Annotated in this window: 10 protein-coding genes; 6 read left to right on the forward strand and 4 right to left on the reverse strand. The window is 69.5% G+C overall.

The window, feature by feature from the left end:
* Positions 1-15: 15 nt before the first annotated feature.
* Together dnaA and J2Y49_RS28690 are read left to right on the forward strand one after the other, a co-directional pair.
* Positions 16-1,548 (forward strand): chromosomal replication initiator protein DnaA, encoded by a 1,533-nt coding sequence (gene dnaA / locus J2Y49_RS28685; protein WP_310118874.1) that lies wholly within the window; start codon positions 16-18, stop codon positions 1,546-1,548.
* Positions 1,549-1,664: 116 nt separating this feature from the next.
* Complete coding sequence (locus J2Y49_RS28690) at positions 1,665-2,591, forward strand: diguanylate cyclase (RefSeq protein WP_310118876.1); 927 nt, start codon at positions 1,665-1,667, stop codon at positions 2,589-2,591.
* Positions 2,592-2,602: 11 nt separating this feature from the next.
* Here the strand turns inward: J2Y49_RS28690 and J2Y49_RS28695 are convergent, their stop codons facing one another.
* Positions 2,603-4,150, reverse strand: coding sequence for an ATP-binding protein (locus J2Y49_RS28695; protein WP_310118877.1), 1,548 nt, complete (start codon positions 4,148-4,150; stop codon positions 2,603-2,605).
* On the reverse strand, positions 4,147-4,890 hold the full coding sequence (locus J2Y49_RS28700; protein ID WP_310118878.1) for a response regulator: 744 nt from the start codon (positions 4,888-4,890) through the stop codon (positions 4,147-4,149). The genes J2Y49_RS28695 and J2Y49_RS28700 overlap by 4 nt, the downstream gene beginning before the upstream one ends.
* A 256-nt stretch (positions 4,891-5,146) precedes the next feature.
* Between J2Y49_RS28700 and J2Y49_RS28705 the strand changes: the two genes are divergently transcribed.
* The 4 genes from J2Y49_RS28705 to J2Y49_RS28720 all read left to right on the forward strand — a co-directional run bounded on the left by J2Y49_RS28705 (position 5,147) and on the right by J2Y49_RS28720 (position 10,424).
* On the forward strand, positions 5,147-5,800 hold the full coding sequence (locus J2Y49_RS28705; protein ID WP_310118879.1) for a Spy/CpxP family protein refolding chaperone: 654 nt from the start codon (positions 5,147-5,149) through the stop codon (positions 5,798-5,800).
* Positions 5,801-5,997: 197 nt separating this feature from the next.
* Positions 5,998-8,523 carry a helicase-related protein gene (locus J2Y49_RS28710; protein WP_310118880.1) on the forward strand — a complete coding sequence of 842 codons (2,526 nt, stop codon included), beginning with the start codon at positions 5,998-6,000 and terminating at the stop codon, positions 8,521-8,523.
* Positions 8,524-8,765: 242 nt separating this feature from the next.
* Complete coding sequence (locus tag J2Y49_RS28715) at positions 8,766-9,197, forward strand: RNA-binding S4 domain-containing protein (RefSeq protein ID WP_310118881.1); 432 nt, start codon at positions 8,766-8,768, stop codon at positions 9,195-9,197.
* 114 nt (positions 9,198-9,311) lie between these two features.
* Entirely contained in the window at positions 9,312-10,424 is a 1,113-nt protein-coding gene (locus tag J2Y49_RS28720) for a Tim44 domain-containing protein (protein ID WP_310118882.1), read from the forward strand.
* A gap of 79 nt (positions 10,425-10,503) precedes the next feature.
* Here J2Y49_RS28720 and J2Y49_RS28725 read toward each other — a convergent pair whose 3' ends face one another.
* A complete protein-coding gene (locus tag J2Y49_RS28725; protein WP_310118884.1) occupies positions 10,504-11,571 on the reverse strand; it encodes an ABC transporter ATP-binding protein in 1,068 nt (355 codons plus the stop codon).
* A gap of 19 nt (positions 11,572-11,590) precedes the next feature.
* Positions 11,591-12,790 (reverse strand): extracellular solute-binding protein, encoded by a 1,200-nt coding sequence (locus tag J2Y49_RS28730; protein WP_310118885.1) that lies wholly within the window; start codon positions 12,788-12,790, stop codon positions 11,591-11,593.
* Positions 12,791-12,917 lie beyond the last annotated feature (127 nt).

Genomic DNA, 12,917 nt, shown 5'->3' on the forward strand with positions numbered 1-12,917 from the left:
CGGGAGTAAGGGAGCATGTCGGTCGGCGTGTCGTTGGATCAGCAGTGGGCGCGCATTCGCGGACGCCTGAAGGAAGAGGTCGGCGAGATCGCCTACCGGAGCTGGCTTCAGCCGCTGTCCGTCGCCAGCCTTGTCGGCGGCGAGGTGTGCATCGTCGTGCCCACGCGCTTCATGCGCGACTGGGTGCTGACCCACTATGCCGACCGCATCCGCGCCCTCTGGTCCGGCGAGAATCCGGAAGTCCAGTCGATCGACGTCATCGTCGCCTCCACCAACCCGCCTGCGGCGCTGGTCGCCGACAACGACGACAACGGCGACGACCGCCCCGCTCCGGCACCCCGTGCCCAGGACTCCCGTTTCGCCGAGTCGCGCCCGGCGCCCCGTCCGGCACCGCCCCCGCGTCCGGCCGATGGCGGCTTCTCCGCGGATTCGGCACCGTCGACCGTCTACACCTCGGCTTCCTATGGCGGGGCGTCGGACGAGTCGCCGAACGCCGTCCCGGCGATTCTGGAGGACCGGTCCGACCTGTCCGCCGCCCTCGACCCGCGCTTCACCTTCGAGAATTTCGTCGTCGGCAAACCGAACGAGCTGGCCCATGCCGCCGCCCGGCGCGTTGCCGACGCCACCACCGTGACCTTCAACCCGCTGTTCCTCTATGGCGGGGTGGGCTTGGGCAAGACCCACCTGATGCACGCGCTGGCCTGGCAGATCCGCAAGAACGACCCGAACCGCAAGGTGCTGTACCTTTCGGCCGAGAAGTTCATGTACCAGTTCATCCGGGCGCTGCGCTTCAAGGACACGATGGCCTTCAAGCAGCAGTTCCGCTCGGTCGACGTGCTGATGATCGACGACGTGCAGTTCATCAGCGGCAAGGACTCCACGCAGGAGGAGTTCTTCCACACTTTCAACGCGCTGGTCGACCAGAACCGGCAGGTCATCATCTCCGCCGACAAGAGCCCGTCCGACCTGGAAGGGATGGAGGAGCGGCTGCGCTCCCGCCTGGGCTGGGGGCTGGTCGCCGACATCCACCCGACCACCTACGAACTGCGGCTGGGCATCCTCCAGGCCAAGGCCGATGCGCTCCAGGCCTCCATCCCTCTGAAGGTGCTGGAATTCCTCGCCCACAAGATCACGTCCAACGTCCGCGAGCTGGAAGGGGCGCTGAACCGCATCGTCGCCCATGCCGATCTGGTCGGCCGCTCCATCTCGCTGGAGACGACGCAGGAGGTGCTGCACGACCTGCTGCGCGCCAACGACCGCCGCGTCACCATCGACGAGATCCAGAAGCGGGTGGCGGAGCATTACAACATCCGCGTCGCCGACATGCATTCCGCCCGCCGCGCCCGCGCGGTGGCCCGCCCGCGCCAGATCGCCATGTATCTGGCCAAGCAGCTGACCGCCCGTTCCCTGCCGGAGATCGGCCGCAAGTTCGGCGGTCGCGACCACACCACGGTCATGCATGCGGTCAAGAAGGTGGACGAATTGCGCGCCACCGACCCGTCCTTCGCCGAAGACGTGGAACTGCTGCGCCGGATGCTCGAAAGCTGAAGATCGCTTGATCCGCTGATCAACCGCGGCGTGTCGCCACGCCACCATCCCATCGCGTCGGGAAGTTTGCTAAGGTCCGCCTGCACGGATTCTTTGCGGACGGCATGGGTGTTGCGGTGGAAACAAATATTCTTGTCGCTGACGATTCCGAATACTTCCGCGAACAGATTCGTGCGGATCTGGAAAGCAACGGTTACCGGGTTCTGCTGGCCGAGGATGGGGCGCAGGCGCTGTCGATCTACCGCAGCCACGACATCCACATCCTGATCACCGACCTTGAAATGCCGGTGATGACGGGGCTGGAACTGTGCTGGCACGTCCGGGCGGAGGACGACCAGCACCGCACCTTCACCATCCTGATGACCGGCGACACCGAGACCGCCCGGCGGATCGAGGCTTTCGATTCCGGCGCCGACGAGTTCCTGGCGAAACCCATCGACCTGTCGATGCTGCGCGCCCGCGTGCGGGCCGGCGAGCGCATCACCCGCATGCACCGGGTGATGGTGGAGATGCTGCACACCGATTACCTGACCGGTGTCCTGAACCGCCGCTACTTCATGGAGCGGCTGGAGCAGTCCTATCGCGCCGCGAAGGAGGACGGGACCGCGCTGGCGGTCGCCATGTTCGACATCGACCATTTCAAGACGATCAACGACACCCACGGCCACACCAACGGCGACCTCGCGCTGAAGCGCTTCGCCGACCATTGCGCCGCCCAGGTGCCGGACGGCGGCTTCCTCGGTCGGTTGGGCGGGGAGGAGTTCTGCCTGTGCCTGCCTGCCGGCGACCTGGAGACGGCGCTTGCGCGGGTCGAGGCGATCCGCCGCTCCACCGCCGAACTCATGGTGGAAACCGGGACCGGGGCCAGCTTCGCCTTCACCGTCAGCATCGGCATGTGCCTGGTTCAGGACACCGACTCGGTCAACGACCTGATGACCCAGGCCGACGAGGCGCTCTACTTCGCCAAGCGCAGCGGCCGCAACCGCACCGTCCTGCGCGGGGCGGAAGGGGTGACGGTCAAGGCGCGCTTTTACGTGATGTGAGGCGGCCGGGCTCAGAGCGGCAGGGTCACCGTCGCGCGCAGGCCGCTCGAACTCCCGCCGCCCCCGCTCCCACCCCCAATCCCGCCGCCGCCGTCGCGGTTGGACAGAGTCACGTCGCCGCCATGGCCGCGGATGATGCTGCGGGCGGTGGACAGGCCCAGCCCGACGCCGCCGGTATCGCGCGAGCGCGAGCGTTCCAGCCGGTAGAAGGGGGCGAAGACCTTCTCGAACTCCGCCTCCGGGATGCCGGGACCGTCATCGTCGATGTGGATCAGGGCTTGGCGGCCCTGACCGCCTGCCGAACCGCCGGACTGCCCGTCCATGCCCGCCCCCTCCGCCAGACGAACGGTGAAGCCGCCGCCATACTTGATCGCGTTGTCCATCAGGTTGGCGAAGGCCCTGCGCAGCGCCACCGGGCGGCCTTCCGCCACCACATGGGCGGGACCGTCATAGACGGCGCGGTGGCCGGCATCGACGCGGTCGTCGCACAGGCTCTGCAGCAGGTCGGCAAGGTCGAAGCGGACGCGCGGCTCGCGCTGGGCATCGTCGCGGGCGAAGGCCAGCGTGGCGGAGATCATCGCTTCCATCTCGTCCAGGTCGGCCAGCATCCGCCGCTGCATCTCCGGGTCGTCGACCAGCTCGGCGCGCAGGCGCAGGCGGGTGATCGGCGTGCGCAGGTCGTGGCTGATCGCCGCCAGCATCTGGGTGCGGTCGGCGACGAAGCGGGCGAGCCGCGCCTGCATCCGGTTGAAGGCGCGGGTGGCGGCGCGCAGCTCGCGCGGGCCTTCCTCGGGCAGGGGCTGGGCCTCGCCGTCGACGCTGAGCCGCTCGGCGGCGGCGGCGAATCCGGCGAGCGGTGCCGTCACCCGGCGGGCGGCCAGCAGCGAGACCAGCAGGATCACCGCCACCACCGCCCCCATCCAGAACAGGAAGCGGACGATGCCGAAGGGGCCGGCCAGCGGATCGCCGCCGGTGAAGCTCAGCCAGGACCCGTCGCCGAGCCGCACCGACAGCCGGACATGCGGCCCCCAGCGCCGGTTCTCGTCGCCTCCCATGAAGGGCGGGCGATGGTGGTCGTCGTCACGGCCCCCGTCACGAGGAGGGCGCTGGACCTCGACCAGGATGTTGCGGTCGGGGGTGTCCAGCGACTCGCGCAGCCGGCGTTTCAGCCCGTCGAAGCGGCTGCTCGAATAGGTCTCCGCCGGCAGGGGCGGCGGACGGTCGGCGCGCCATTCCACCCGCAGGACCGGATCGTCGATGGCCCGCACCACCCGCTCGCGCCCCGTGGGCGGCGTGCTTTCCACCAGCTGGACGATGGCGGTGATGCGCTGGACCAGCACGTTCGGCCCGTGGATCGGCGGCGCTTCGCTGCGGTCGGTCAGATAGACCAGCGCGCTGATCGCCTGGGTCAGCAGCAGCGCCAGCACCACCGTCAGCGCGATGCGCGCGGCGAGGCTGTCGGGAAAGCGGAGGCCCAGGCGGCGGAAGGCGCGGCGGCGGACCGATGGGCGATGCGGCGCCTTGGGCTTTCCGGCGATGTCGTCCGGCCGGGCCGTCATGACGCCACGCTGCCGCTGGTCACCGACGGGGTGAAGAGATAGCCGCCGCCGCGCACCGTCTTGATCAGGGTCGGTTCGGCCGGATCGGGTTCGATCTTGCGGCGCAGGCGGCTGACCTGCACGTCGACGGAGCGGTCGAAGGGAACCGCCGACCGGCCGCGCGCCAGATCCAGAAGCTGGTCGCGGGTCAGCACCCGCTGCGGATGCTCGACGAAGGCGACCAGCAGGTCGTATTCGCCGGCCGACAGCTGGACCAGCACGCCGTCGGGCGACCGCAGCTCCCGCTTGGTGAGGTCGAGCGACCAGCCTTCGAAACGCAGCACCGCGCCGGCCGCCGCCGGGGCGCCCGCCACCGGCGGGGCGGAGACGCGGCGCAGCACCGCCTTGATGCGGGCCAGCAGTTCGCGCGGGCTGAACGGCTTCGCCAGATAATCGTCGGCGCCCATCTCCAGCCCGACGATGCGGTCGGTCTCCTCCCCCATGGCGGTCAGCATGATGACGGGGGTCTGCGCCGTCTGCGGCGTCGCGCGCAGCCGGCGGCAGAGCGACAGCCCGTCCTCCCCCGGCAGCATCAGGTCCAGCACGATCAGGTCGACGCGGGCGCCGTCGAGCGTGCGCATCATCTCCGCCCCGTCCCGGACCCCGGTGACCCGGAAGCCGTGCTTGGTCAGGAACTGGGCGACGAGAGAGCGGATTTCGCGGTCGTCGTCGACGACGAGGAGGTGGGGTGTGCGGTCCATGGCTCCCATGATCGGGCGAGGCGCGTCGGGGGTGAAGGGGAAATGTGTAACGCCGGGTTACGGGACGGCCGGCGGTTACACTCTGTTACCAAATGGCGGGTTTGCGGACATTCGACCGCAACGTTCGGCGCCCATTGTCTGGTCATCGGGACAACGGCGGCGATGCAGCCGGCAACGTCCCAACGGAATAAGCCCCCTCCATCCGGGGTTTAGTCAGCACCGTGTTCCACGGTCCAAACACTGAGGAGTTGTCACCATGAAACGCGCCCTTCTGACGTCCGCCCTGCTGGTCGCCGGTCTCGGCGTGGCCGTTCCGGTCTTCGCCCAGGGTGGTCCGCAGCCCGGCGGTCCCGGCCCGGCCGGCGGCCCCGACCGTCACTTCGCCCGCATGTGCGAGGACCAGGAGGCCCGTCTGGCCGGCAAGCTGGCCTATGCGGAGAAGAAGCTGAACATCACCGAACAGCAGCGCGCCGCCTGGACCAAGTTCGCCGATGCCGCCCGCTCCAGCTTGAAGCCGACGCAGGACCTGTGCGTGAAGTTCAAGGACGCCCCGCGTCCCGCCGCCCTGCCGCAGCGCCTGGAACGCGCCGAGCAGATGATGCAGGCCCACCTGCAGCAGGTCCAGACCGTCCGCCCGGCCCTGACCGACCTCTACGCCCAGCTGACGCCCGACCAGCAGAAGCAGGCCGACCGCATGCTGAACCAGGGTCCGGGCGGGATGGGTGGCCATATGGGTAAGCACATGGGCGGCCATCATGGCGGCTGGGGCGACCATGACGGCCCGCGCCATCACGGCATGGGACCCGGTGGCATGGGGCAGGGCGGCATGGGGCAGGGCGGCATGATGGGCCCGGGGAACGGTCCTGGCCAGGGTCCGGGAAAAGCTCCGCAGGAGCAGCCCAAGAACTGACGTAACAGGAAAGGACAAGCTCCCGGCGGCGATCCCAAGCCCCCCAACGCAGCCGCCGTGAGACTAAGGGCCGCCGAACCCCCATTCGGCGGCCCTTGTCGTTTGGGGGAGATAGAAATTCCTTGCGGCATAGCGGAAGGCGATAAAGACAAGCCGCCGCTTGCATTGCGGGCTTCCGCACCCCAAAGCTTAACACCATGACGTCCTCTCACGCTTCGGCGGGCGGCGGTCTCGGGCGGGGGGGCCGTGTGGTCGCCGTGCTGGGGCCGACCAACACCGGCAAGACCTATCTGGCGATCGAGCGCATGCTCGGTCACCGGTCCGGAATGATCGGCTTTCCCCTGCGCCTGCTGGCGCGGGAGAATTACGACCGCATCGTCTCGATCAAGGGAAAGAACGCTGTCGCGCTGGTGACGGGGGAGGAGAAGATCCTGCCTCCCAACCCCTCATATTGGGTCTGCACCGTCGAATCGATGCCGCTCGACCGCGCCGTCGATTTCCTGGCGGTGGACGAAATCCAGCTCTGCGCCGATCCGGAGCGCGGCCACATCTTCACCGACCGGCTGCTGAACGCCCGCGGCATGGTCGAGACGATGGTCCTGGGCTCCGATTCCATGCAGCCGATGATCCGCCGGCTGGTGCCGAAGGCGGAGTTCATCAGCCGGCCGCGCTTCTCCCAGCTGACCTATGCCGGCTACAAGAAGCTGACGCGCCTGCCGCCGCGTTCCGCCGTCGTCGCGTTTTCCGCCACCGACGTCTATGCCATCGCCGAGATGATCCGGCGCCAACGCGGCGGCACCGCCGTGGTGCTGGGCGCGCTCAGCCCGCGCACGCGCAACGCGCAGGTCGGCCTCTATCAGGCGGGGGAGGTGGACTATCTGGTGGCGACCGACGCCATCGGCATGGGGCTGAACATGGACGTCGACCATGTCGCCTTCGCCCGCATCGTCAAGTTCGACGGCTTCGCCCCGCGCCGCCTGCGCCCTGCCGAGGTGGCGCAGATCGCCGGCCGCGCCGGGCGCCACATGCGCGACGGCACCTTTGGCACCACCGACGAGGTGGGGGAACTGGACGCCGATCTGGTCACCCGCGTCGAGAACCACGAGTTCGAGACGGTCAAGGCGCTGTCCTGGCGCAACAGCGCGCTGCGTTTCGACACGCCGGGCTTCCTGCTGAAATCGCTGGAGGAACGGGCGCCGATCCCGGAACTGTCCCGCGTGCGCGAGGCCGACGACCATCTGGCCCTGCAGGCGCTGGTGCGCGATCCCGACATCATGGACCTCGCGAGGGGCCGGGACGCCGTGAAGCTGCTGTGGGAGGTCTGTCAGGTCCCCGACTTCCGCAAGGTGCTGTCGGATGCCCATACCAAGCTGCTGGCCCAGGTCTTCCGCAGCCTGCGAGGGCCCCAGCGCCGGCTGGACGACGATTGGGTGGCCAAGCAGATCGCCCGGCTCGACCGGACGGAGGGCGACATCGACGCGCTGGTCGCCCGCATCGCCCATATCCGCACCTGGACCTACATCTCCAACCGGCCGACCTGGCTGAAGGAGCCGCTGCACTGGCAGGAGCGCACCCGCGCCATCGAGGATCGGCTGTCCGACGCCCTGCATGAACGGCTGACCCAGCGCTTCATCGACCGCCGCTCCGCCACGCTGGCGCGGACGCTGAAGGACGGCCGCTCGCTGCTGGGCGGCGTGCGGGCCGACGGCGAGGTGGTGGTTGAAGGCCATGTGGTGGGGCGGCTGGAAGGCTTCCGCTTCGTCCCCGACGCGCCCGACCGCTCCGACGAGGCGAAGTCTCTGCTGACCGCCGCCCGCCGGGCGCTGCGCGACGAATTGGCCAAGCGCCTGCGCGCCTTCGAGGCCGAGCCCGACGACGTTTTCACTCTAGGACCGGACGGGGTGCTGAGCGCCGACGATCTGCCGGTGGCACGGCTGGCCGCCGGGCCGTCGGTGCTGACGCCGGTGGTGGTGCCGTTCGACGAGGGCATGCTGGATCAGGCCCAGCGCGAGCGGGTGCGGGCCCGGCTGGACCGCTGGCTGAAGGACCACATCGCCGTCCGGCTGAAGCCGCTGTTCGCCCTGTCCGTCGCGGAGGGGTTGTCCGGCCCCGGCCGCGGGGTGGCTTTCCAACTGGTGGAAGGGCTGGGGGTGCTGCCGCGCGCACCCGTCGCAGACATGGTCGAACGGTTGGAGCGCGAGGACCGCAAGGCGCTGGGCAAGCTGGGCGTCCGGCTGGGCGTGTCGCACCTCTATCTGACGGCGCTGGCCAAGCCGGCGGCGGTCAGCTTGCGCGGGCTGCTGTGGGCGGTGTCGAAGGGCCATCCCTTGCCGGTGCCGATCCCGCCGCCTGGCCGCGTGTCGGTCGAAGCCCCGCCGGTCAAGGACGGCGGCGCGCCGCCCGCCTTCTGGGAAGCCATCGGCTACCCGCTGGCCGGCGGCCGGGCGCTGCGCGTGGACATGCTCGACCGGCTGGAGACGGAACTGCTGACGGCGTCCAAGGCGAACATCCCGATCCGCGAGGTGGCGCTCGGCCAGCGCGTCGGCCTGTCGGCTGAGGAACTGGGCGTGGTGCTGACCGGGCTCGGCTATGTGCGGATGGTGGCCGAGGACGGGGCGGTGACCTGGAAGCGGAAGCGTCCGCAGATCAACAGGCAGCGGCGCGAGAAGCCGACGAACGAGGACCACCCCTTCGCCAAGCTGCGCCAGCTGTCGGGGATGTGAGCAAACATGCTGGGGAGTAGAATGAACGCTCAGCCGATCAGTGCCTTTTCCCCCTCTCCCCCTCGGGGAGAGGGTCGGGGTGAGGGGGATGCACTGCGTGCCTTCCCGAGAATCCTCGCCGCGCGCCCCCCTCACCCTAATCCTCTCCCCGCTTTCGGCGGACCGGAGGTCCGCCTGTCGCGTCAGCGCAAACTCCGTTTGCGCGTGAGCGGGGGGGAGAGGGGATCTTCGGAGGCCGCGTGATGACCGACACCGAAGACTCCACCCCCGGCCGGCTGCGGATCGACAAGTGGCTTTGGTACGCGCGCTTCTTCAAGACGCGCAGCCTTGCCGCCAAGCTGTGCAACGACGGGGGCGTGCGGCTGTCGGGGGCGGTGGTGACCAAGGCGCATGCGTCGGTGAAGCCGGGCGACGTGCTGACCTTCGCCCAGGGGCGGCACATCCGCGTCATCAAGGTGGTGGCGCTGGGCAGCCGCCGCGGGCCGGCGCCGGAGGCCCAGGCGCTGTACGAGGATCTCGCCCCGCCGGTGCCGGAGGAGCGGCTGCAGGACCCCTACCGCGCGCCGTTCCAGCAGCCCGGCGCCGGGCGCCCGACCAAGCGCGACCGGCGGGCCATCGACGCGCTGAAGGGCGATCCCCTGATGGATGCTGCGCTGCAGAATGAAACCGATTAGGCGGCGGCACCGAATGTTGCTGGAAAAAAGTGAGACCGCCTCTTAAACGGGGCGGCCACCACCCCCATGTGGGAAGGCTGGATAACCGACCAGATGCGACAAGCGAGCACGATCATGAGCGAGAAGACCCGACCTTCGAGCCTTTCCGCCACCTCCACAAAGATGCGCGGCGCCCGCGCCGCCACCGCCGTGGCGGTTGCGCTGGTGATGGCGCTGGCTGCCGGCACCGCCGACGCCCGCGCCGGCAAGAGCAGCTCCTCGGGCAGCCGCGGCAGCCGCACGACCGAGGCGCCGGCCGCCACCTCCACCGCGCCCAACGCGGTCTCGCCGATGGAGCGCTCCGCCGCCCCGGCGACGGCGACGGCGCCGGGCGCACAGCGCCCCGGTTCGCAGGCCACCGCCCCGGCGGCGGCGCCCTCGCGCGGCTTCTTCGGCGGCGGCTTCATGTCGGGCCTGATGGGCGGCCTGATCGGCGCCGGCATCGGCGCGATGCTGTTCGGCGGCGGCTTCTTCGAGGGGCTCGGCAGCTTCGCCGGCATCCTGGGCTTCATCCTGCAGATCCTGCTGGTCGTCTTCCTCGTCCGTCTGGCCATCCGCTTCTTCCGCAGCCGCTCGCAGACGGCGAACACCGCGCCGGCCGGCGGCCCGCTCGGCAGCCAGATGGGCGGGCAGATGGGCGGCGCCAACCCGGCCTATGCCGGCGGCCCGCAGGGCGGCCAGATGAACCGCGACGCGGCCGACGTCCGCTACAACCCGGTCGGCGGCACCCCGATGGGCGGCGGCAATGCCGGTCCGGCCCAGCGTCGTCAGGCGTCCGACGAGATCGGCATCCAGCCCGCCGACTTCGAGTCGTTCGAGCGTCTGCTCGTCACCGTCCAGACCGCCTACGGACGTGAGGATGTCGACGCTCTGCGCGCCGCCACGACGCCGGAGATGCTGTCCTACTTCACCGACGACCTGACCGAGAACCGCAACCGCGGCGTGGTCAACAAGGTCAGCGACGTCCGCCTGCTGCAGGGCGATCTGGCCGAGGGCTGGCGCGAAGGGGCGCAGGAATACGCCACCGTCGCCATGCGCTTCTCGCTGATCGACACCACGGTCGACCGCGCCAGCGGCCGTGTGGTGGAGGGCAACGCCTCGCAGCCGACCGAAGCGACGGAGCTGTGGACCTTCGTCCGCCCGCGCGGCGGCCAGTGGCAGCTGTCGGCGATCCAGCAGGCCAGCTGACGCTTCAGTCTTCCCAATGCGAAACGCCCCGGCCAACTGGCCGGGGCGTTTTCGTTTGTGTGCGTTTTTCCGGAGTTCCTTACCTCGTCGGCAACACCACGGCGTCCGTAGCGCGGAAGCCCAGCCGCACCGTCTCGCCGGGGACGAAGGCCGGCTCCTGGCCCAGATGCGGCATCTGCACGGTCAGCCCGCCGTCGAGGAAGGCGTTGACGAAGGCGCCCTCGAAGTCGCTGTGGCTGACGCGGGCGCTCAGGACGTTGTCGCTCTCGCCCGCCCCCGGACTTTCCGGGGCCAGCCGTTCCGGCCGGACGAACAGGGTGGCGCGCTCGCCTGCGGCCAGCCCCCGCGGGTTGCGCCCGCGCAGGCGGCCGAAGGCGGTGTCCAGCACCGCCCAGCCCTCCGCCGCCTCCACGACCGGACCGGAGAAGCGGTTCGATTCGCCGACGAAGGACGCGACGAAGGCGGTTTCCGGGTGGTCGTAGATGGTCTTGCCGTCGCCCACCTGTTCCAGCACGCCGCGCGACATCACGCCGATGCGGTCGGACATGGTCAGGGCCTCGCCCTGGTCGTGGGTGATGTAGATGAAGGTGACGCCGGTGCGCTTCTGCAGGTCGCGCAGCTCGGCGCGCATGTGCTGGCGCAGCTTGAGGTCCAGCGCCGACAGCGGTTCGTCCAGCAGCAGCACCGCCGGCTCCACCGCCAGCGCGCGGGCGATGGCGATGCGCTGACGCTGGCCGCCGGACAGGTCGGTCACCCGCTTGTCCGCGGTGTCGGGCAGCGCCACCAGTTCCAGCAGTTCCCGCACCCGGCGCTTGCGATCGGCGGAAGGCACGCCGCGCACCTCCAGCCCGAAGCCGATGTTGTCCGCCACCGTCATCAGCGGGAACAGGGCCAGGTTCTGGAAGATCAGCGCGGTCGGCCGCTTGTTCGGCCCGGTCCCCTTCATGTCCCGGCCGCCGATGCGCACGGCGCCCGCCGTCGGCTCCATGAAACCGGAGATCATGCGCAGGATGGTCGTCTTGCCGCAGCCCGAAGGGCCGAGAAAGCTGAAGAACTCCCCGGCCCCGATGGTCAGCGACACGTCGCGGACGGCGACGGTGTCGCCGAACCGCATGGTGACGTGGTCGAGTTGGACGTCTTGGCTCATGGCCCCTGCTGTATGCCGATCACGCCGCCAGGAAGCGATCCTGGTACTCGTTGCGGATGGAGACGTACCACGCCTCCTGGATCGGCCACCACCACAGCTTCTGCAGCGCGTCGCCTGGATAGGCGTCGGTGAAGAACTGCTTGTTCAGGTCGGACAGATGCGCCTCCGCCCCCACCGCGGTGCTGGAGATGCCGGAATGGTTGGTGTAGAGCGCGCCGGCCTGGGGCGTGTAGAACCAGTTGATCCAGGCATAGGCGTTCTCCAGATTCTCCGCCTTCTTCGGAATGGCGAAGCCTTCCATCCAGGCGAGAGCCCCTTCCTTCGGCGCGACGAAGCGGATCGGCAGCCCTTCCTTGCGCAGCGCCACCGCGCTGCTGTCCCAGGTCTGGCCGATGACGCAGCCGTTGGTGCGGAAGGCGCCCTGGGCCTCGTTCTCGTTGGTCCAGAACTGGGCGACCGACTTCTTGTTGGCGGCGGCCACCTTCAGGATGGCGTCGAAGTTGGCGCGGGCCTTCGCCTCGTCCTTGAACTGGTCGCGGACGGGGTGGGGCAGCTTGCCCTGGCTTTCCAGCCACAGCGCGATGCCGATCAGCGAGGAATGGCCGCGCACCGTCACCTTGCCGGCGTTGGCCGGCGCCCACAAATCGCCGTAGCTGGCGGTGCCGTAGGCGAGCGGCGCCTTCTTCATGTCGAAGGCCAGCGCCTCCGTCCCCCAGTCTGCCGGGGCGAAGTAACGCTTGCCGCCGACGACGCCGCCCATCCCGGCGGAGCCCTCGACCGACGATTTCAGGCAGCCGTCCCACTTGACCTTCGATTCGTCGAGCGGCTGCACCAGCTCGAACTCGACATAGTTCGGCACGCGGTCGACGGTGGGGTGGATGATGTCGAAGCCGGCGCCGCCGGTGGCCTTCAGCTGGTTCAGCAGCTCGTCGTTGGTGCCGTATTCGGTCAGTGTCGCCTTGACGCCGGTCTTCTTCTCGAAATCGGCCAGCATGTCCGGGCTGATGTAGCCGGCCCAGGAGAAGATCTTCACCGATCCCGACGCGGCGCGGCCCTCGCGCAGCACGAAGGGACCGACCGAGGCGACGCCGGCCGCAGCCGCGGCGCTCTGCAGCAGCAGGCGGCGGGTGAAGCTCTTGGCGGCGCGCTGGGTCTCGGCGCTGGACCGCTGGGGCTCGGTCTGGACGCGATCGGTCTGGGCATTCTCGATCTTGGACATGACGTCCGGTCTCCCTGGCTCTTTGGTGGCGTTTGAAGGGCTGGCGACTCGGCCGGCAAAGCGGCCCCGCTCAAGGCGCAAAGTTTGCCTGAGACGAAAGCACCCCGTCCATGTCCGAAGTAGAGCC

The sequence above is a fragment of the Azospirillum sp. BE72 genome (assembly GCF_031455875.1).
GTDB lineage: Bacteria > Pseudomonadota > Alphaproteobacteria > Azospirillales > Azospirillaceae > Azospirillum.

Bases quoted from the DNA above. Each gene is read 5' to 3' on its own strand.
- dnaA (WP_310118874.1), top strand. From the start codon at position 16: ATGTCGGTCGGCGTGTCGTTGGATCAGCAGTGGGCGCGCATTCGCGGA.
- J2Y49_RS28695 (WP_310118877.1), bottom strand. From the start codon at position 4,150: ATGACGGCCCGGCCGGACGACATCGCCGGAAAGCCCAAGGCGCCGCAT.
- J2Y49_RS28700 (WP_310118878.1), bottom strand. From the start codon at position 4,890: ATGGACCGCACACCCCACCTCCTCGTCGTCGACGACGACCGCGAAATC.
- J2Y49_RS28705 (WP_310118879.1), top strand. From the start codon at position 5,147: ATGAAACGCGCCCTTCTGACGTCCGCCCTGCTGGTCGCCGGTCTCGGC.
- J2Y49_RS28710 (WP_310118880.1), top strand. From the start codon at position 5,998: ATGACGTCCTCTCACGCTTCGGCGGGCGGCGGTCTCGGGCGGGGGGGC.
- J2Y49_RS28715 (WP_310118881.1), top strand. From the start codon at position 8,766: ATGACCGACACCGAAGACTCCACCCCCGGCCGGCTGCGGATCGACAAG.
- J2Y49_RS28720 (WP_310118882.1), top strand. From the start codon at position 9,312: ATGAGCGAGAAGACCCGACCTTCGAGCCTTTCCGCCACCTCCACAAAG.
- J2Y49_RS28725 (WP_310118884.1), bottom strand. From the start codon at position 11,571: ATGAGCCAAGACGTCCAACTCGACCACGTCACCATGCGGTTCGGCGAC.
- J2Y49_RS28730 (WP_310118885.1), bottom strand. From the start codon at position 12,790: ATGTCCAAGATCGAGAATGCCCAGACCGATCGCGTCCAGACCGAGCCC.